Here is a 20,944-nt window from a genome sequence, read left to right on the forward strand (position 1 = left end):
TTTACTCGCTCTTGATCTTTCGGATTTTCCGTGGGTAGAACCACAGGAAGAAACCTGTGATGGAAAGGATCAACAAGCCGAAGCCCAGCACGTTCATGGAAATCAGCTTGAACAGATCGCTGATAATGGAGCCGTCGTGCACTTTCTCTATCCAATCAGAGTGGCGACGGGCCACCGAGAGCACTTTGCCGGTGCTGGCGTCGAGCTGCACTTCCCAGCTTCCCTCCTTAAAAATAGTCTTCACAATGCCTTTGTCGAGCCGCGCCTCGATGCGGTCGATGGGGTTATTGTTGATAGCCGCGGCCGAGTCCAGACCGGCAAGCGATCGCGCGGACAGCTCAGCCAAGGGCAGCCACTGTTGCAGGTCGGTACTGGAGCCCTTTTGAGTAAGTGGCTGGAGCAAGTCCACGTCCTTTTTCCAACCCAGTAGTATACCTGTTGTGCTGCTTATGAGAACAAACACGCCCAGCACAAGCCCCAGATAGCGATGGTATACCCGAAAATTGCGCAGCCGTTCAGCGAGCGTTTTCACTTTCTGTTTTACAAGGGTGGCGGTACTGGTACTCACGTAGATAGATTAGAATAGGGATGAAAGCCCAATATCTGACAATTGAAGCAGATAAACAATGTGGCGACACCAGTCTTTAAAATTTGCACACTAATTGCAACCATCCACCGTTTTAAAGGCTCTTACGGTTGAATAACCTATACTACTATGATTAAACTGTTTTATCCACTGTTGGCGCTGGCGCTCTTTACCCAATGCCAGCAGGAAGAAGAGACTTACGAAACGACGGAGTTCACAAAACAAACCGGCGATTTGAAATTTGGCCAGGAGGCGCTCCTGTCGCAATTCGGGCAGATTACGCTTTATGGCGAAGAGGTGCCCCGCCGCCTGATCGTTTCCTTGAAAAACATCGAAGACTCCCGCTGCCCCACCGACGTTAACTGCGTGACGGCAGGAAATGCCACAGTTGCGCTGCGTGCCTCCAACAGCCAGGGCATCAATGAAAACATTACCCTCTGCATCGGCGACTGCGGCACAGATGGGGCAAGAGAAACCCATACGGTAGAGGCTGAAGTGGGCGAAGTAAACTATAAGTTCACGCTAAGAGGTGTGAAGCCATACCCTGGCGAGGCACATGAAGGGGAAGTGCAAAAGGCGCAGTTAGTGGTCGAGAAGCTTTAACCTCTTCAGCTATACCTGCACCCGATTTGCATACCTATTATTAGGCAGAAATGTACCTGCTTCATCAACAGACTTGACTTAAAATCTAACAAAACAGAAAGCCCTGTCATTACTGACAGGGCTTTCGTGGTTTCAGCTATAAGCAATACCTTATAAAGAACCCGTTGCCGGAGCAGTCTCTGCTTTCTTCACCGAGATGGCATCCACGCCTTTCTCCTTCACGAGCCTGTTCAGCGCCGGCACATCCTGCGACTGCACCTGCTTGAACAGGTTAAGCTGCTCGTCAATCTGGGCGGTGATCTCTTGTTTAAAGGCATAGGCCTGATCCGTTGGACGGAAATCGCCGGTACTCACCTGCCCCACCAGGTTCGCCAGTTTGTTGTTCAGGCGGATCGGGTAGTTAAGCGGGTCCTGGCCGCTGCGGTTCTTCGTCTGGTACAGCGCTTCTTCAATAGCCGTGATCTTTTTATCGATAGCCGTGGCAGACTCCACAACATCTTTGTAGCTCTCCTGCCCTTTCAGGTTGCCTTTGAGCGTGTTGAGCTGGGCCCGCATGGTTCGGATGTCTTTGATCGCGTCATGCGTTTCAGTGAGCTTGTCACGCACCTCGGTCAGGAAAGCGAACTGGGCGGCGCGGTCTTCCGGCGTGGCCTTGGTGCGCGGGTCCGGCAGGATGGTAAAGGCTGTCTCCTGGCTCTCCTTGTTCACGGTCAGCTTTGCTTTGTAGTTACCAGGTATAGCCTTAGGTCCCTGCAGACCGCCTCCCCACAGAATGATGCCATCAAACTTACTGGCCTCGGGGTAGCGCATGTCCCACACGAAGCGGTTCAGGCCTTCCTTAATTGTTAGCTTGTCCTTGTTCTCCTTGGCATTGCTGGCGTAGCTGCGGATCAGTTTGCCGTTCTGGTCCATGATCTCGAGCTGCACCACCGTAGCTGAGTCGGGTTTAGTTGGCAGGTAGTAATGCACCATCACACCGCCCGGGTGGTTCTCGCCGGCAGTCTTGGAAAGTCCCCGGTTGCCACCATCCATTTTGTAACTGTCGAGTGGTTTGTACAGGTGGAATTTCGCCTTGGCTATACCTTCGTTCAGTTGGTGCAGCGGCGTGAGGTCGTCGATGATCCAGAAGCTGCGGCCCTGCGTGGCGGCAATCAGGTTGTCGTTTTTGATCGTCAGGTCCGTGATCGGCACGATCGGCAGGTTCAGCTGGAAGGGTTGCCAGCTCTGGCCGTCGTTGAACGACACGTACATACCATACTCGGTACCGGCGTAGAGCAAACCGTCGCGTTTCGGATCGGCACGCACCACGCGGGTAAAGTGGTGGCCCTGTATACCTGTCGTGATCTTCGTCCAGGTCTTGCCGTAGTCGATTGTCTTGTACAGATAGGGGCTGAAGTCGCCTGACTTATACATGGTCGCAGCCACATAAGCGGCTCCTTTCTGGGTTGGGTGCGCCTCCAGGCTGTTGATCTGGATCCACTCCGGCATACCTTTCGGCTGCACCTTTGTCCAGTTCTTGCCGTTGTCGCGTGTCACATGAATCAATCCGTCGTCCGAACCAGTCCAGATCACACCCGGCTCTACCGGCGACTCCGCAATGGCGAAGATAGTGCCGTAATACTCCACGCTGGTATTGTCCTTGGTGATCGGTCCGCCGGACGGTCCCAGTTTAGTAGGATCGTTGCGGGTCAGGTCCGGACTGATCAGTTCCCAGGTTTGCCCCTCGTTGTAGGTCACGTGCACGTGGTTGGAGGTGGTGTAGAGCTTCTTCGGATCGTTTGGCGAGAACATGATCGGGAAGTTCCACTGGAAGCGGTACTTCATGCCTTCTGCACCATGGCCCATCGGGTTGTCCGGCCATACGTTGATTACCCGCTCCTGCCCGTTGCTGTGATCCACGCGCGACAAAAAGCCGCCGTAGTTGCCGCCATACACGATCTCCGGGTTCTCCGGATTTACGGCCAGGTGCGCACTCTCCGATCCGGCTGTTTCTTCCCAGTCTTTCTCGGTGATGCTCCAACCGGAAGAGCGGTGGCTGATGCGCACCGTGGAGTTATCCTGCTGCGCCCCGTAAATGCGGTAAGGGAAGTGGTTGTCGGTCACGACGCGGTAAAACTGCCCTGTCGGTTGGTTGTCCATCGTGCTCCAGTTCATGCCGCCGTCTGATGTGACCTGTGCACCACCATCGTCGGCTATCACCATGCGCGACGAGTTCTCCGGTGCGATCCATAAATCGTGGTGGTCGGAGTGGCCGGCATAGGCGGAGCTAAAAGTTCTGCCACCATCTTTGCTGCGGTGGTAGGCCACGTTCAGCACGTACACCACGTCCTCGTCTTTCGGGTCGGCATACACGCGGGTATAGTACCAGGCCCGCTGGCGCAGGTTACGGTCGTCGTTCATCTTCTTCCATGTCACGCCGCTGTCGTCGGAGCGGAAAAGCCCGCCTTCATCAGCTTCTACCATGGCGTATACCCTGCTCGAGTTGGCAGGCGATACGGCTACGCCAATGATGCCCAGTGTGCCCTTCGGCAATCCTTCGTTTTTCGAGATGTCTTTCCAGGTTTCGCCACCGTCGGTGCTCTTCCAGACGCCCGAGCCCGGTCCGCCTGAGGATAGGCTATACGGATTACGGCGCACGTTCCAGGTGGTGGCGTAGATATGGCGCGGGTTATTCGGGTCCAGGATCAGGTCCACGGCACCGGCGTCTTTATTGGCGAACAGCGTGCGCTTCCATGTCTTACCGCCATCCGTGCTTTTGTATACCCCACGTTCTTCATGCGACTTGTAGAGGTCGCCCATCACGGCCACATACACGATGTCGGGGTTGGTTGGGTGGATGCGGATGCGGCCAATGTGCTTCGAGTCTTTCAGTCCGATCGACTCCCAGGTTTTGCCGGCATCCACTGAACGCCACATGCCATGGCCTGACGACACGTTGCCACGTACCGTCTTCTCCCCTTCGCCTACATAAATTACGTTCGGATCAGACTCGCTTACGGCCACTGCCCCTATCGAGCCGCCGTAGAAACCGTCGGAGATGTTCTCCCAGGTAGCACCGCCGTCAGAAGTGCGCCATACGCCACCACCCACGGTGCCCATGTAGTATAGGTTTGGTTTGCCCGGAACGCCGGTTACGGTAGCGGAGCGGCCACCCCGGAACGGGCCGATGGAGCGCCAGGTGATGCCGTTGTAGAGTTTTGCATCAAAGGGTGCGGTTGTCTCTTTTTGCTTGCTGCTGCGTGGCTTCTGTTTCTGCGCCGTCGCATCCGGCGACGACAAGGTAAGAGCCAGTAGCAGACACGCCGTAGTGCCTGTTCTGAAGAATGTGCTTTTCATGTAAAGGTGAGCGAGAGGTTTAGCGATTCGTTTGTTTGGAATAATGATTTAGAAAAGTTTAGCCTAAAAAGCAAATGATCCCCTTCACCATTGCAGGATCCGTAGCCTATACCCAATCACTTTCGAAGTGAAGCTCTTAACACAGGGGCTCAGCACAAATCTTAAACAGAGCTACCTGGCTACCCTCAGCTTGCCCTTCCCTATACCTTTAGTCGAGGTCACTTTGCAGGTATAGCCCTCTGTGCTATCAAAAAAATATTCTGGTATAAATGCGGAGCAGGCTTATTAAAAAAAATTATATAACACAATATGCGTTCAAACACTAACATTAAACCATTTGGAAAATATCCAATTTTATCGTCACTATGTTTAATAAAACAAAGACTTGTTAGATAAAATTTTTACAAATTCCAAACATGCATCTTGAAATTAAAATGCCTGACAACAAGGTGTTTAACCATTAAAAAGTGTGAAATACTTAAAATTTAATCCAAGCCTTTTTAAAAAAAACCAATATAGTGCAAATTAAGTATAGAGCGGAATAACTATAACGTGTAAGTAGTCACCTTATACTTACCCGAATTCCATCCAATTTTTAACCAAAACAACTCTTCTATGAACAAATTGTTTACCTTGATTGCTGCCCTCTTCTTCCTGACGGGCAGTGCATTTTCACAGGCAATCGTAGACCCTGAGTTACAACAGGCGCTGCGTTCTTCCATCCTACCACAACAGGTCATTGTCACGTTCCATGGCGACAAGGCCCCGAGCGCTTCCAACATCCTGTCGCTCAACTTACTGGGTATTACAACAGGTGTTTCCATGCAGACGCTTCCTATTGTTGGCGTGCTGGCCACAGCCACACAGGTTAACTCCCTGGCTGCCAACAAGCAGGTGCGCTCCATCTACCTAAACAAACGACTCACCTATTTTAACCACCACGACACGCACCTGACAGGGGTACAACGACTCCGCAACGACATGGAGATGACCACCCGAAACGGTGGCCTACCGGTGTCTGGCAAAGGCGTGACGGTGGTGATTAACGACAGTGGCGTGGACGGCACACACGAAGACCTGAAACTGGGCAAAAACCTGAAGCAGAACGTAATGGGCACCACCAACCTGAACGGACTTTCAGCCCTGTTGCCACCTGTTTGGCTGGAGAACGTGCCGAACACCGACAATAACTCTGGCCACGGCACCCACTGCGCGGGCACTGTTGGCGGCTTGGGCACCATGTCCAAGGGCAAGTATGCTGGCGTGGCTCCGGGCGCTGACCTGGTCGGTTACGGCTCTGGTGCTGCTCTTTTCATCCTGGATGCCATTGGGTCCTATGACTGGGTGATGCTGAACCAGGCCCGTTATGGCATTCGGGTAATCAGCAACTCCTGGGGTACGTCGGGTGCTTTTAACCCGAACCACCCAGTAAACGTGGCTTCTTTGGCCGCTTATAAAAAGAACATCATCTCTGTTTTCGCGGCCGGCAACGAAGGTCCCGGCTCTGACACACATAACCCTTATGCCGTGGCTCCGTGGGTGATCTCGGTAGGTGCCGGCGACCGCTACGGCAGACTGGCCAGCTTCTCTTCCAGAGGCGTGAAAGACCACAAGGAGACACTTACTTTTGATGGCAGAACCTGGACCGTGGAGAACAGACCAACCGTAGTGGGCCCTGGTGTGGATGTGGTATCTACCAGAGTGATCGGCCCTGTTGCCTCACTCGGCATTCAGCAGGACATCGAAACGCTGGAGCCTTCTGAGGTACCGTTCTACACCCACATGGACGGAACGTCAATGGCAACGCCGCACGTGTCTGGCATCATTGCCCTGATGCTTGAGGCCAATCCACGCCTTACACCAGATCAAGTAAAAAGCATTCTGCAACAGACCGCCACAAACATGCCCGGCCGTGAGCCTTGGGAAGTGGGCGCAGGTTACGTGAACGCTTATGCCGCCGTGGACCATGTATTCAGAAACACGTCTTTCGGTTCTCAGCTGAACATCAGCAGAAAATTCAACAGCAACATTAATTCATCGGCTGCTGAGCAGACCCTGCGCATCGACTACAACCCGGCCACGACAGCTACGAACGAGCGCACCTTTGATGTAGCCAGTGGTGTGACAGGTATAGAAGCCAAGATGTTTACCACGGGAGCGCTGGGCGAAACAGGCAATACCGTTGGATTGCGCCTGGTAGCGCCAGACGGTACGACTTACGGTTCGGGCATCTCTGCGCTGTTCACCTTGTATACTGACCGTGCTGTGGCAGTAGCTAACCCTATGCCGGGCCAGTGGAAAGCCGTGGTATATGGCTTGCAGGGAGCAGGCTTCCCGGAAACGCTGGACGTGAAAATCACGCAAACCCAGATCTTGGGCGCCACCGGACTGAACGATATTGCCAGCCACCCGGCCAAGTCGGCCATCGAACTCGCTGTGGATGAGCGTCTGGTTGACGGTTTGAGCGATGGCACCTACAAGCCGGATGCCCTCTTGAAGCGCATTGAGTTGGCAGACTACCTGATGATGGGTCAGGGCGCCCGCCAATTTATACCTACAGATGGTACTGAGTCATTCACAGACGTATCGGCCGCTCAGAAACTGCTGGCGGAATCGGTGACAGCCAAAGGCGCTGCCCTGCGTGACAACTTCTATGCCTTCAATGGCCTGATGACGGCCGCTTCAGCCGGCAAATTCAACCCGAATGGCACTGTGAGCCGCGCCAGCCTGGCCTACTCGCTGGTGCAGGCACTAGGTCAGGAGACAGAAGCGCTCAAACGCAATGGCTTGGCACCAACGGTTACGCTTAATGGCACCACCTACCCTATCGAAGACGCCAAGGACATACCGGCAGGCCTGGAAGGCTATGTGAGTGTGGCACTGGAGCTGAACCTGATCAACGCCTTCTACCATGTGACGCAAGTACCTTACGACCTGCAGCCGGTAGTGCATGCCACCTTCAAACCGACTGCCAGTGTGACCCGTGCCGAATTAGCCGTGATCGTGACCCGCACGTTCACCGGCTGGAATCAGTTGGCTGCCGCTACAACTTCGGCGATGCAAGTAGCAGAAGCGACCAATGCGAAGGCGATCGCCTACCCTAACCCATTTGCTGAAACAACAACTATCCAGTTCGGTATGGCAAACGACGGATTCGTGACGGTGGATGTACTCGACATCATGGGCAAAAAGATCAGAACGCTTGTTTCGGAGACCAAGCAGTCAGGCAACCATGAAGTGAAGTTCGATGGCAGTACGCTTCCAAGCGGCACCTACCTATACCGCATTCAGACACACGGAAAAACATCGACGATGAAAATGGTGATCGCACGCTAGCTGAACAGCTAAGTCCTTTGAAAAGCTCTCCGCATGGAGAGCTTTTTTTTATGGGCGGTAACTTGGTTCTCTGCTAATCGTTTAGCCTGAGTTAGTGTATGTGTAGCAGGTGCCAGCAGGAAAATATGGCGGAGAATTATATAGCTTCTTCCGGCAAAAACGACAAAAGGAAACGCAGCTTCGTTTCTTGTGACAGAATGACAGGCAAAATAAGCGATTTTAGCATTGGCACATGCCTTGATAGACTGCTACCAACAGTAAAAAAGAAATTGAATCTCGAATCATTATAAAACTATAGAATGGGAAAGATAATTGGTATTGACTTAGGTACAACCAACTCCTGCGTTGCCGTAATGGAAGGTAACGAGCCGGTGGTTATTCCTAACAGCGAAGGCCGCAGAACTACTCCGTCTATCGTCGCTTTCCTGGATGGTGGCAAAGGCGAGCGTAAGGTAGGTGACCCTGCCAAACGTCAGGCAATCACAAACCCGCAAAACACGATCGCTTCGATCAAGCGCTTCATGGGCCACAGCTACAACGAGGTGAGCGAAGAGGCGAAGCAGGTGTCTTACAAAGTGGTGCAGGGGGGCAACAACACTGTGCGTGTAGAAATTGGCGACCGCCAGTACACACCACAGGAAATCTCTGCGATGGTGCTTCAGAAAATGAAGGCTACGGCAGAAGACTACCTGGGCACTACAGTAACGGAAGCGGTTATTACGGTACCGGCTTACTTCAACGACGCACAGCGCCAGGCCACGAAAGAGGCCGGCCAGATTGCAGGCCTTGAAGTGAAGCGTATCATCAACGAGCCAACGGCAGCAGCGCTTGCCTACGGCCTCGACAAAAAACACAAAGACCAGAAGATCGCGGTATTCGACTTAGGTGGCGGTACGTTCGATATCTCTATCCTGGAGTTGGGTGACGGCGTGTTCGAAGTACTTTCTACGAACGGTGACACGCACCTGGGTGGTGACGACTTCGACCAGAAAATCATCAACTGGCTGGCGGATGAGTTTAAGAACGACGAAGGCCTGGACCTGCGCAAGGACCCAATGGCTTTGCAGCGTCTGAAAGAAGCCGCTGAGAAAGCTAAAATCGAGCTTTCTTCTTCTAACGAAACAGAGATCAACCTGCCTTACATCATGCCGGTTGACGGTGTGCCGAAGCACCTGGTACGCAAACTGACGCGTGCTAAGTTCGAGCAGTTGTCTGACGACCTGATCCGTCGCTCAATGGAGCCTTGCAAGAAGGCGCTCCAGGACGCTGGACTATCAACCTCCGACATCGATGAAGTGATTTTGGTAGGTGGTTCTACCCGTATCCCAAGAGTGCAGGAAGAAGTAGAGAAGTTCTTCGGCAAGAAGCCATCTAAAGGTGTGAACCCGGATGAGGTTGTGGCCATCGGTGCTGCAATCCAGGGTGGTGTACTGACAGGTGAAGTAAAAGACGTGCTTCTGCTGGACGTAACCCCACTTTCACTGGGTATCGAGACCATGGGTGGTGTGATGACGAAGTTGATCGAGTCTAACACGACCATTCCTACGAAGAAGTCTGAGACATTCTCCACGGCATCGGACAACCAGCCATCGGTAGAGATCCACGTACTGCAGGGTGAGCGCCCCATGGCGAAAGACAACCGTACGATCGGTCGTTTCCACCTGGACGGCATTCCACCAGCACCACGCGGCGTTCCACAGATCGAAGTAATTTTCGACATCGACGCCAACGGTATCCTGCACGTAACGGCCAAGGACAAAGCGACTGGCAAAGAGCAGAAGATCCGCATTGAGGCTTCTTCTGGTCTGAGCGAGCAGGAGATCGAAAAAATGCGTCAGGAGGCAGAAGCCAACGCCGAAGCTGACAAGAAGGCGAAAGAAGAGATCGAGAAGCTGAACGCAGCTGACTCCATGATCTTCCAGACCGAAAAGCAGCTGAAGGAGTACGGCGAGAAACTGTCGGAAGGCAACAAGTCGAACATCGAGAGTGCACTGGGTCAGCTCAGAACAGCACACGGTGCGAAGGACATCGCCGGAATCGACGCAGCGATCGAAGGTCTGAACAATGCCTGGCAGGCGGCCTCTCAGGAGATGTACGCAGCCGGTGCCGGACAGGAAGGCGCAGCCGGTGGAGCCGGAAACGGTCAGCAGGCGGGTGGTCCGCAGGGCGCAGGTTCTGACGACGGCGGTGTAACCGACGTAGACTACGAAGAAGTAGACGGTAGCAAGAAATAAGCATTAAATCAAAATAGTAGAATCCCCTGTCGAGTATCTCGGCAGGGGATTTTTTTTGCCTTTCAAACCCGCTTAAAATTCTGGAAGAAAATCTATACCTGGCACCAAAAAAATATTTATTTATTTCTATATTTCATGGTAATACCTCACACCATGAAAACAATAAACCTCTTCTTCCTGGCCATGCTGATAACCGGCAGCGCCTTTGCCCAACTTCAGCCAGGTACCAGGTTCTCCGGCATAGGCATAGGCATAGGCATCGGCTTTAAAAAACCTGATGAGGGCAGTAAGACCTTCTCCTACGAAGCAAGGTCCTCGGCCGGAAGCTTCGTAGCAGACAATCTGGTGGTTGGCCTAAGCATGGGCTACTACCGCGCAATCCAGCGCTTGAAACAGACAGAAAGCCCTCCTGACTATAGCAGTCATTATCGTTCTGAGAATGAAACAATTACACGGATTTACAACCTCGGCCCTATGGCCCGCTATTATTACAGCCTGGGCAATCGGTTCGCCCTATTTGCGGAGGGCACGGCGGGTTTGCAGACCGCTAAAGTAAAAACAGAAAGCTATTTTTCCGGCGCCGGGCATCCCGACGGCTCCTGGGACCCGGCAACGGGTGGGGAGTCTGTTTATAAGTCGGAAACGAATGAGGTCTCCCTCTACGCCATGGTCTCGCCCGGCCTGGTATATTTTCCGACTGATAAAATAGGTATAGAACTGAAGGCCAATCTCCTGCGCTACCAGCATGGCTTTGGCCGGGGCCACTACACAGATCTGGACTTCGACCTGAGCAGGACGAATCTGGGTGTGGGCTTTTATTTTTAACCGCTCCCTATACCAAAGTATATGCTATCTGTAAGTTTAGCTATATTCGCCGATTAATTATCTGAAAACAACTTAATGAAACACTTCTACCTTACCCTCCTGCTTATAGCTGTATTTATTGCTCCTGCCTTTTCACAGAAAGATTTCAGGCCTGGTTACATTGTTCAGAACGACGACACGCTTCGTGGTTTTGTTGACTACCGGGGCGCTGTACGCAGTTCCAAAACCACCACTTTCAAAACCGACCTGAATGCCACAGAGCAGGATTTTGACCCTACGCAATTGGCTGCGTATGGCTTTGCGAAAGAGAACAAGGCTTACGAAGCACAGGTTATACCTGCAGAGGAGGGGCAGCCGGCGCAGCGCTTATTTCTGCAGGTACTGGCAAAAGGAAAGGTCTCTATCTACACGCATCGGGACGATTCAGATCTCGACCGGTTCTACCTGTCAAAAGACGGTGCCGAACTGGTGGAGCTGAAAGCACGCGTCTACAATAAAAAAGACCCAAAGACCGGCAAAACTTTCCGGATGGTGGAAAATCTATACCTGGGCGTGCTGGGATCCGCTTTCTTTGATTGCTCGGCTCTGTCAGAAGAGCGCCTCAGGAACACAACATTACGCCATAGCTCCCTGACCAAAATAGCCAACGACTATAATGAATGCATGGGCGGCGAGCAGTACACACAGCCATCCCGAAAAACAATTGTAAAACCTTACCCGCTGCTAGCTTTCTCAAAGGCAACGCTGCAAATGTCGGGGGAGCACCCCTATGCGAAAGCCACTTTCCAGCATACTGGCTTAGGCCTGGGAGGCGGTTTGGGCCTGGAGGTTACCAACCCCACCATCAGCGAAAAGCTGTCGTTCATGCTTGAACTGCTCTATGCCCCCTATCGCTATGAAGGTGAAATCAGAAACATAACCAACCTGGGGCGTACCACCAACTACGACATCCTGCTCGATTTGCACTACCTGAAAGTACCCGCCCAATTGCGCTATACCTTTCCCAAGGGTAGAATAAGACCATTTATCAATGCAGGTGCTTCTTACGCTTATGCAATCAGTACCGATAGAGTGGAAACCAAAAACAGCACGTTCCAGAACACCTCATACACGGAAGTAACGGAAGCTATGCCGGACGGCATTTACAAACAGTATATGTTTGGTGCGCAAGCAGGTATAGGCCTTGTATACCCTATTCGCGGACGGGCACTCCTCATCGAGACGAGGTATGAAACCACCGAAGGCATCTCCAGTGTCCGTAGTCTGAGTAGCAGCATCAAGGGGTTCAGTTTCCAGGCTGGGTATAAATTCTAGCCTCACAGATACAAAGTATAGATAAAACCTCACCTGTGGTTTCCAACAAAGAAGGCCCGCAGCTTTATGAGCTGCGGGCCTTCTTTGTTGGGGTGAGCTATACTTTAATCCAGATCCCGATCCCCTCTTCTCAGTTCCTCTACTGAGCGCATCACTTTGTCTTTCAGGCTCACTTTATATTTCTCCAGTTTGTCGGCCACGGCGGCGTTGGAGGTGCCGATGATCTGGGCGGCCAGTATACCTGCATTCAGGGCACCATCCAGCGCTACAGTGGCCACTGGCACACCACCCGGCATCTGCAGGATAGACAGCACAGAGTCCCAGCCATCGATGGAGTTGCTGGACTTCACCGGTACACCGATGACAGGCAGTGTCGTAATGGAAGCCACCATACCTGGCAGGTGTGCCGCGCCGCCAGCTCCGGCAATGATCACCTTCAGTCCTTTTTTGCGGGCCTGCTCAGCGTACTCGAACATCCGGTGTGGGGTGCGGTGCGCCGAAACGATGGTGATCTCAAAAGGCACGCCCAGGTTTTCCAGTATTTCAGCGGCCGCTTCCATTATTTTCATGTCAGACTGGCTGCCCATGATGATGCCTACCAACGGCTGCTGTGTTGTTTCATTTGCCATATTATGCGATTACTTTGATGATATTACGAATAGATTCGGCCCGCTGCTGCGCTTCCTGCAGGTCGGTGCCCAGCACGGTGATGTGGCCCATCTTGCGGGCGGCACGGGTATACTTCTTGCCATACAGGTGAATGTACACACCCGGTACGGCCAAGGCTTGCTGCAAGCCTTCGTATTTTGCCTCCCCGTCATAGCCCGGTTCGCCTAATAGGTTCAGCATCACAGCCGCACTTTGGATGTCGGTGCTGCCCAGCGGCAAGTCCAGGATGGCGCGCAGATGCTGCTCGTACTGGGATGTATAATTTGCCTTGATGGTGTGGTGCCCGCTGTTGTGCGGACGCGGCGCCACTTCATTCACCAGTATCTGTCCATCCTTGGTCAGGAACATCTCTACAGCAAGTATACCTACCATGTCAAATGACTCGATCACGCGGGTCGCAATCTCAATTGCGAGGCGCTGCAGTTTGTAGGGTACATTGGCTGGTGCGAAGAGCGAGTCTACAAGGTTGTGCTCTGGATGGAAGCTCAGCTCTACGACCGGGAAAGCCGTCACCTGCCCGCCGGCGTTGCGGGCCACGATCACAGAAATCTCCTTCTCAAAATCCACCAGTTTCTCCAGCACCGAAGGTTCTGTGAAACCCTTGCCCAGATCGGCTTCGCTCTGCAGCCTTGTCACGCCACGGCCGTCATAGCCTTCGCGGCGCAGCTTCTGGAAAGCTGGCAGAAAGTCGGTGTTCGCGGCAAGTTCTTCGGCATCTTTCAGGATTCTGAAGTCGGCAGTAGGTATAGCGTGCTTGCTGTAAAACTCCTTTTGCAGGCCTTTGTCCTGAATGGTGCGTACCGTCCTGGCGTCCGGGTATACCTTCACGCCTTCCTGCTCCAGTTTTTCCAGGGCGTCGGCGTTCACGTGCTCAATCTCGATGGTGAGTATGTCGCAATTCCTGCCAAACTCATACACCGTATCGAAGTCGCGGAAACTGCCCACATAGAACTCATGGCACACGTCCTTGCAAGGTGCGTTTTCGTCAGGGTCGAGCACCAGGGTATAAATATTAAAATCGAGCCCGGCCTGGATGAGCATGCGCCCCAGCTGGCCGCCGCCCAATATGCCAAGCTTTACTTCTCCTTTCATGGTATGTTGCTTTGGGTGTTGTTCTACCCAAAATTAAGGATTATGTTTTAATCGCGCAGCCTTCCGCTTCTTTTCTATACCTGTCAGGTGTGTGTCTTTGGTTTTATATTGATTAAAAACTATATTGGAGGTTCTACGTTTATCGCACCCATGGAAATTATTCTTGCTACGCTTTCTGCCCTTTTCTCCGTTGTGAACCCCTTTGGGGCCATGCCGGTCTTCCTGACGCTCACCCAAAACGATACCCCTGCCCAGCGTAACCAGCAGGCCCTCAAGGCTTGCCTCTACATGGTAGGTATACTGGCCGTCTTCTTTCTGGCCGGGCAGTACGTGCTCAATTTCTTCGGCATCCGCATCCACGATCTGCGCATTGCGGGCGGTCTTATGATCATGAAAGCCGGTTTCGACTTGCTCACGCCGGGTGGCAGCAATAAAAAGGTATCGCCGGATGTGGTAGAAGAGGCACAACACAAAGAGGATATTTCCTTTACCCCGCTGGCCATGCCCATGCTCTCCGGACCGGGTGCCATCGCGGTGAGCATCGGTCTGTTTACCACGTCCCTCTCGTTCTTCGACATGGTGCTGATTTTGATCGGTATTATTCTGCTGGCCGCCATTTCCTACGTTATTCTGCGTTTTTCTACCCAACTCACCCGTTTCATGGGCAAGGCGGGTCTGTCAGCATTGTCGCGCATCATGGGCTTTATCGTGCTCTCCATTGGAGTTAATTTTATAGTCTCGGCTATTTATGCGCTGTTTTTGTCGTAATCACGCCGCATGTATTTCACCCAGAAGCCTTTCCTGAGGCTGGCCCTTGGTTGAGTATAACTGCCTGCACTGTAATGATAGAAGGGCACTATAATATGGCGACTGCACGTGCAGAACGGAGAAAGCCTATGTCCGGCAAAAAACCAAGCATGTGAGCACCAGCACACGCTGCCTATACCTGCAACTTGCCACATACGAAGAGCGGTTTCCCCCCCGGAAAGCCAGCGAGTGGGAGCCCTTTGCTGTTGGTGACTCACTGGAGTTAACGGTGGGGACAGGCGATCCCGGCTATACCTACATCTTTCTTTTCAGGCCGCTCAATCAGGCAAGTGGTGCTTTAAAATGATGCTTACTTAAATAGCGCCTTTTGCGCCAATCGGCTATACCTGTATTTTCTGCTCCTGTCAGTTCTGCTTTCCCGCAAGACACTTAACAATCATACAACACAGCGATAACCCAGGCATAATTTCGTCGGCATAGTTTTGCAACAGAAAACAACCTGACCAAGCTATGGAAATGATGCTGGCCACATTCTCGGCCCTGTTTAGTGTGGTGAACCCTTTTGGTGCCATGCCCGTTTTTTTAACGCTCACCCAAGACGACTCCCCTACCAACCGGAACCAACAAGCCTTACGCGCCTGTATTTACATGGCTCTGATTCTGGCGGTGTTCTTCCTGGTGGGGCAGTATGTGCTCAACTTTTTTGGCATCCGGCTGCACGATATCCGCATTGCCGGCGGACTCATGATCATGAAAGCTGGTTTTGAGCTACTATCCAGCAAAGCACACCGCGGCAAAAAAGTATCGAAAAGCGTACTGAAGGAGAGTATGCAAAAGGAGGACATCTCCTTCGCGCCGCTGGCCATGCCCATGCTCTCCGGACCGGGCGCCATTGCCGTGAGCATCAGCCTATACTCCGATGCGCTTCGGTTTATTGACCTGGGCTTGGTGGTAGTGGCTATTGTCGCGCTGGCTGTAGTAGCTTACCTCATCCTGATCTTCTCGCAGCAGTTGTTGCAGTTTTTAGGCAAGGCCGGTTTGTCGGCGCTATCCCGTATTATGGGCTTCATCGTACTTTCGATCGGGGTAAATTTCATCGTGACAGGTATACAAGCCCTGTTCTTCTCCTAAATTTCCTGATCACTGTTCCGCCCCTGCAATTCACTTCATCAGCGCTGCATTCGGAAGCTTCGCACTCGTGTTCTTGTTTGTCCAGGGAGAAGCATTATGTTACTTCGATTCTATAGGCATAGAAGATAAAGAAGCTGTAGTTATTGTATCCCTGCGCACGATTGACATCCCCCTCCCCTACCTTATCCAAGGGCCCTACCCCAGGCGGGGAGACTACTACCGCCTTTTCAAGGTATAGGCGCTGTTGGATAAACCACTGGCACGCTTCGAAAGACTAACGTGCCCCTCCAGCAATGAAATAAATGGCTTTTGCCAAGTGCAAAAACTGACACTCCACTGTTGGGGGTGAAGGCCCCCCCCTGTCAAAAGCGTTCAGCGAGTGGGGGTAGGGGCCCTCGATTTGTGTCAAGGAAAAAAGTAGGTGCCCGCCGCACAGGCGAAGCTATAAAACAGTACAGTTTAAGGTATAGAAAAGCAGCAGCTACGCCGGGTATAGGTATTGTCATTTGGCCAGCTCCACCTGGGCCAGAGGCCCCACAATAGCAGACTCAATCGAAGACGCTGGCACCATTTAAAAGCCCCGCTGGCAAAGCGAAAATCAATTCTACCTCAACCATAGGCAAGAGTAAAACGTCTTGGAAGAGAAAGAACACCCCTGTCCGTTTGGTGATAACAATCATCTTCCGACAGTCGGTATTTTTAACGTATCTTTGTGCCATGCAATTGAAGAATGACCTGCTTATAAGAGCCGCCAAAGGAGAAACCGTAGAACGTACTCCGGTGTGGCTGATGCGCCAGGCTGGCCGCATCCTACCTGAATACAGAGCCGTACGCGAAAGCCTGAGCGGATTCAAGGAACTGGTGGAAACACCTGACCTGGCCGCCGAAGTAACCATTCAACCCGTGGATATCCTGGACGTGGATGCCGCTATCATTTTCTCTGACATCCTGGTGGTGCCCGAGGCGATGGGCTGTACCTACGAAATGGTGGAGAAGCGTGGCCCGTGGTTCCCGAAGACGATCCGTACCGAAGCCGACCTGGCCCGCCTGCGCGTGGCCGATCCACACGAACATTTGGGCTATGTGCTGGAGGCCATCAAGGTAACCAAAAAAGCATTGAACGGACGTGTGCCACTTATCGGTTTTGCCGGTGCTCCGTGGACCATTCTGGCCTATATGGTAGAGGGTAGCGGCTCCAAGACATTCTCGCATGCCCGCGGCTTGCTTTATACCAACCCAAAGCTGGCGCACCAGATGCTGCGCATGATCACCGATACCACCATCGCCTACCTAAAGGCGCAGGTAGAGGCAGGTGCCAACCTGATCCAGGTTTTCGACTCGTGGGCAGGTATACTCCCGCCGGCGCATTACCGCGAGTTCTCACTGCCTTATATCAGCGAAATTTGCAACGCCATCAACGAGGTGCCGGTAACGGTATTTGCCAAAGGCGCTTTCTTTGCGCTCGAGGATTTCAGCAAACTCAACTGCGAAACCATCGGCCTGGACTGGAACATGGACATCAAAACGTCCCGTGCGCAGGTTGGCCCGAACAAGACCCTGCAGGGCAACATGGACCCTTGCCTACTCTATAGCTCGTTCGAAACGATTCAGCACGAGACCATCAAGATGCTGAAAGAATTCGGCCCGCAGCGCCACATCGCCAACCTTGGCCACGGCGTATACCCTGACACCGACCCGGAGAAAGTAAAATGCTTTATCCAGACGGTGAAAGAGTATAGTGCCAGTATCAAAGTTTAGGAGTTAAAGAGTTGAGGAGTTAGAGAGTTGAAGTGACGTTACACGATAATATCGTGGTGCCAGCATATTCTTCTAATCGAATACAAAATCCCCCTTGGGGGTAGGGACTCTCGATAAAGGAGAAGTTAGGGGTAGGCTAACCGTGCACCACAAAATCAACGATTTGACCATCAACCATTTAACCTATACCCAAAAAGCTGTGACGAGAACCATTGTATTAGCCCTACTCCTCCTAAGTTCCATCACCGCATTTGCGCAAACAGATACCACTATGTCGGCAAGTCCTGAAGTTCGCTTCGAAGGGTTTGCCGACATTTTTTATGCTTACGATTTCAACAAGCCTGCGGTGGGCTACCGGCAGCCTTTCCTCTACAACCACAACCGACACAACGAGTTTAACCTGAACCTGGGCCTGGCGCGGGCGGCGGTGGAGCACAACAGGTATAGAGGCGCTCTGGCCCTGCAGGTGGGCACCTACGCTTCTGACAATTATGCCGCCGAAGAGGAGGTGATGCGCCATGTGTTTGAGGCCAACGCAGGTATAGCGCTGGACAGGCAGGCCAAGCTTTGGCTCGACGCGGGCATCATGGGATCGCATATCGGGTTCGAAAGTGCCATCTCAGCCGACAACCTGACCCTGAGTCGCTCTCTTCTCGCAGAAAACTCGCCTTATTTTCTATCAGGTGCCAAGTTCAGCTACAGCCCTACCCCAAACTGGACATTGGCAGCGCTGGTCGTAAATGGCTGGCAGCGCATTCGACGGGTGCCTGGCAACTCGCTGCCCTCTTTTGGCACGCAGGTCAACTACGCGCCCCATGACAACCTCACTTTCAACTGGAGCACCTTTATTGGCACCGACGACCCGGATGCCACCCGCCGGATGCGCTACTTCAACAATTTTTATGGGCAGTTCGGACTGGGAGAAAAGTATACACTTATCGCCGGGTTCGACATCGGGGTGCAGCAAGAAAGCAAGGGGAGTAGCCACTACCATACCTGGTATAGTCCCGTGCTGATTGCACAGTATAAGTTGAGCGACATTTGGGCCATCGCTGCACGCGCCGAGCATTATTCCGACAGAAACGAAGTGATCATCACGGCTCCAGTCAGTACCAATGGTTTCAGAGCTTCCGGCCTCTCCACCAATGTCGATTATCATCCTCACCCCAACGTGGTCTGCCGGGTAGAAGCCCGCTGGTTAAAAGGCCGTGGCAATATTTTCGAGAAAGAGGAAACCGCAACAAGCAACAACTTCACTTTGTTGTCCTCCATTGCTATCCGACTGCGGAAGTAAGTTTCTATTCGTTGAAAGATAGGTGTTTATATTGCTGAAAGATCTAGAGGACGTAGTACTATCACCCGAACAGGTATAGCACAATTAACAGAGGTCGCGACCAGTCCCAAAAGCACTTTTACTATCTGCTAACTTTCAAACTTCTCACCTTTCTAACGCCACGCCACAGCTCTCTTACCCGACAGGCACATGCGTTTCCGGATACTTGTAGGCGGTGGTGGTGGCGCGGGTACTCAGTGCGAGTGCCAATGTGAGTGTTCCTACCCTTCCCATAAACATCGACAGAATAATGACACTCTTGCCCGGATCTGAAAGGCCGGCTGTTATACCTGTGCTCAGCCCTACTGTGGCAAAGGCCGACACCTGCTCAAAGGCCAACCTGAAAATATCGAACTGGGAGTCGGTAATGGTCAGGATGAAGAGAAAGAAAATGTTGATCATGGCGGCAAACGTGAAAACCGAAAAGGCTTTGTAGGAAACTGAGTGCGGAATAGTCCGTCTCCCGATTTCTACGTTTCGCTTGCCACGGATCGTAGCCCAAACCGATAACAGGATAATGGTGAACGTCGTGGTTTTGATACCGCCGCCTGTGGAGCCCGGTGATGCGCCAATGAACATCAGGAAAATGAACATAAGCAGGGTAGGCACATTCAAGGCAGAAATATCCAACGTATTGAAACCGGCGGTGCGGGTGGTTACTGCCTGAAAAAAAGACGCAATCACAGCCTCCACAAAACTTAAGTGAGCCAACGTGTTGAAATACTCCAGTAAGAAAAAGCCCACCGTGCCCATTGCGATCAGGGCGGCTGACGTAAAAATTGTAATTCGTGACAGCAGTCTCCAGTTCTTCCAGGGGGTACGCATGCGGGAACGCATGGCTTTTGGTGAGAGTACATCAATGATGGTTGGAAAGCCAATGCCACCAAACAGGATCAAACCGGCCACCGTCAGATGCAGCACATAGGCAAACCGCACAGGCTCGGTATACAGCCCCTCCGGGTATAGCGAGAGCCCGGCATTACAGAAAGCGGACACAGCATGAAACACCGAAAAGAATATCTTACTGCCCACACTCTCGAACTCTGCATTAGGCCCCCACGTCATGAAAAGGATGACAGCTCCGATCGCCTCAATCGAGAAAGTCATCAGGACGAGTTTGCGCAGTAGGTTTTTGGTCGAGAAAAGCGACTCGCTCTCCATAAGCTCGAACATGGCCACGTGCTGCTTTATACCGATCCCCTGCCGCATGAGGGTGGCAAAGAAAGTGGCGAAGGTCAGAATTCCCAAACCGCCCAACTGCACCAGCATTAGCAGCACTACCTGCCCCGAGAAGGTAAAATAAGTACCCGGATCCACGACCGCGAGCCCGGTTACACACGAGGCACTGGTCGCCATAAACAGCGCATCGATGAGGCGCATGCTGCCCGGAGAATTGGTCATGTTGGGCATCATCAGCAAACCTGCCCCAGCCAGTATCAGAAATAGAAAGCTGAGCAAAAAGGTAATGGTAGGCTTGATCTGCAGCGTTTTGAGGTGCACCCGGGTTTCGAGCAGTTCAATCAGCAGCAGCAGCAACATAAACAGCGACACCGCCACCCGGTACAGTTCCTCCGAGAGCGGAATATCGAACCGCTCTAGAACAGTATAGATAATGGACTCCCCGAGGCCGTAGGTAGTTACTTCATTGATGAAAATGAGCGCCATGAGCACCCCCTCAAACCAGGTGCGTTTCAAGAACTTGACCCGCTCAAACGCATACAAAATACGCAGCAGGTAAATCACAACGAAGATCGACAGGATGGCATCGATGGCGTTGAACAGCAGCTGGATAGTGGCAGGTTCCTGCGCAATGCCGTGGGCATAGATGAGCAGGCCCACCGAAAGAATGGCAAGCAGGTATGTGGTCCGCCGCATCAGAGCGTAGGCCTTGAGTTTACTTCCGTATAACGCTCTGTTCAGCCCTTCTGTACCCATGTAGAATTAAGTTCAAGTCTCAAA

At 52.5% G+C, this 20,944-nt stretch carries 15 protein-coding genes; 10 read left to right on the plus strand and 5 right to left on the minus strand.

Annotated elements, in window-relative coordinates; translation table 11 throughout:
- Position 1 precedes the first annotated feature (1 nt).
- Positions 2-532 (minus strand): PepSY-associated TM helix domain-containing protein, encoded by a 531-nt coding sequence (locus tag BD749_RS14655; protein WP_245869245.1) that lies wholly within the window; start codon positions 530-532, stop codon positions 2-4.
- A gap of 183 nt (positions 533-715) precedes the next feature.
- On the opposite strand from BD749_RS14655, the gene BD749_RS14660 reads away from it, so the two are divergent.
- On the plus strand, positions 716-1,189 hold the full coding sequence (locus tag BD749_RS14660; RefSeq protein ID WP_101445676.1) for a hypothetical protein: 474 nt from the start codon (positions 716-718) through the stop codon (positions 1,187-1,189).
- Between the two features lie 150 nt (positions 1,190-1,339).
- On the opposite strand, the gene BD749_RS14665 is transcribed toward BD749_RS14660, so the two are convergent.
- The gene (locus BD749_RS14665) at positions 1,340-4,525 is read right to left on the minus strand and encodes a WD40/YVTN/BNR-like repeat-containing protein (protein ID WP_101445680.1); all 3,186 of its coding nucleotides are present in this window, start codon (positions 4,523-4,525) and stop codon (positions 1,340-1,342) included.
- Between the two features lie 615 nt (positions 4,526-5,140).
- On the opposite strand from BD749_RS14665, the gene BD749_RS14670 reads away from it, so the two are divergent.
- From BD749_RS14670 to BD749_RS14685, 4 genes are all read left to right on the plus strand, one after another.
- Positions 5,141-7,861: a S8/S53 family peptidase gene (locus BD749_RS14670; protein ID WP_101445683.1), complete on the plus strand. Its 2,721-nt coding sequence runs from the start codon at positions 5,141-5,143 to the stop codon at positions 7,859-7,861.
- A gap of 299 nt (positions 7,862-8,160) precedes the next feature.
- Positions 8,161-10,095, plus strand: coding sequence for a molecular chaperone DnaK (dnaK, locus tag BD749_RS14675; protein WP_101445686.1), 1,935 nt, complete (start codon positions 8,161-8,163; stop codon positions 10,093-10,095).
- Between the two features lie 153 nt (positions 10,096-10,248).
- The gene (locus BD749_RS14680) at positions 10,249-10,920 is read left to right on the plus strand and encodes an outer membrane beta-barrel protein (protein WP_101445689.1); all 672 of its coding nucleotides are present in this window, start codon (positions 10,249-10,251) and stop codon (positions 10,918-10,920) included.
- Between the two features lie 75 nt (positions 10,921-10,995).
- Positions 10,996-12,234, plus strand: a complete 1,239-nt coding sequence (locus BD749_RS14685) for an outer membrane beta-barrel protein (protein ID WP_101445693.1) — start codon at positions 10,996-10,998, stop codon at positions 12,232-12,234.
- A 104-nt stretch (positions 12,235-12,338) separates the two neighbouring features.
- Here the strand turns inward: BD749_RS14685 and purE are convergent, their stop codons facing one another.
- Positions 12,339-12,863, minus strand: a complete 525-nt coding sequence (gene purE, locus BD749_RS14690; RefSeq protein WP_101445696.1) for a 5-(carboxyamino)imidazole ribonucleotide mutase — start codon at positions 12,861-12,863, stop codon at positions 12,339-12,341.
- A gap of 1 nt (position 12,864) precedes the next feature.
- On the minus strand, positions 12,865-13,995 hold the full coding sequence (locus BD749_RS14695) for a 5-(carboxyamino)imidazole ribonucleotide synthase (RefSeq protein ID WP_101445700.1): 1,131 nt from the start codon (positions 13,993-13,995) through the stop codon (positions 12,865-12,867).
- A gap of 150 nt (positions 13,996-14,145) precedes the next feature.
- Between BD749_RS14695 and BD749_RS14700 the strand changes: the two genes are divergently transcribed.
- From BD749_RS14700 to BD749_RS14720, 5 genes are all read left to right on the plus strand, one after another.
- Positions 14,146-14,763 (plus strand): MarC family NAAT transporter, encoded by a 618-nt coding sequence (locus BD749_RS14700; RefSeq protein ID WP_101446639.1) that lies wholly within the window; start codon positions 14,146-14,148, stop codon positions 14,761-14,763.
- 151 nt (positions 14,764-14,914) lie between these two features.
- Complete coding sequence (locus BD749_RS14705; RefSeq protein WP_101445704.1) at positions 14,915-15,109, plus strand: hypothetical protein; 195 nt, start codon at positions 14,915-14,917, stop codon at positions 15,107-15,109.
- A 164-nt stretch (positions 15,110-15,273) separates the two neighbouring features.
- On the plus strand, positions 15,274-15,894 hold the full coding sequence (locus tag BD749_RS14710) for a MarC family NAAT transporter (protein ID WP_101445708.1): 621 nt from the start codon (positions 15,274-15,276) through the stop codon (positions 15,892-15,894).
- 717 nt (positions 15,895-16,611) lie between these two features.
- Positions 16,612-17,652, plus strand: a complete 1,041-nt coding sequence (gene hemE / locus BD749_RS14715; RefSeq protein ID WP_101445712.1) for a uroporphyrinogen decarboxylase — start codon at positions 16,612-16,614, stop codon at positions 17,650-17,652.
- A gap of 271 nt (positions 17,653-17,923) precedes the next feature.
- The gene (locus BD749_RS14720) at positions 17,924-18,946 is read left to right on the plus strand and encodes a porin (protein ID WP_101446642.1); all 1,023 of its coding nucleotides are present in this window, start codon (positions 17,924-17,926) and stop codon (positions 18,944-18,946) included.
- Between the two features lie 174 nt (positions 18,947-19,120).
- On the opposite strand, the gene BD749_RS14725 is transcribed toward BD749_RS14720, so the two are convergent.
- Positions 19,121-20,920: a TrkH family potassium uptake protein gene (locus BD749_RS14725; RefSeq protein ID WP_101445715.1), complete on the minus strand. Its 1,800-nt coding sequence runs from the start codon at positions 20,918-20,920 to the stop codon at positions 19,121-19,123.
- Positions 20,921-20,944 lie beyond the last annotated feature (24 nt).

This window comes from Pontibacter ramchanderi, from assembly GCF_002846395.1.
Classification (GTDB): domain Bacteria; phylum Bacteroidota; class Bacteroidia; order Cytophagales; family Hymenobacteraceae; genus Pontibacter; species Pontibacter ramchanderi.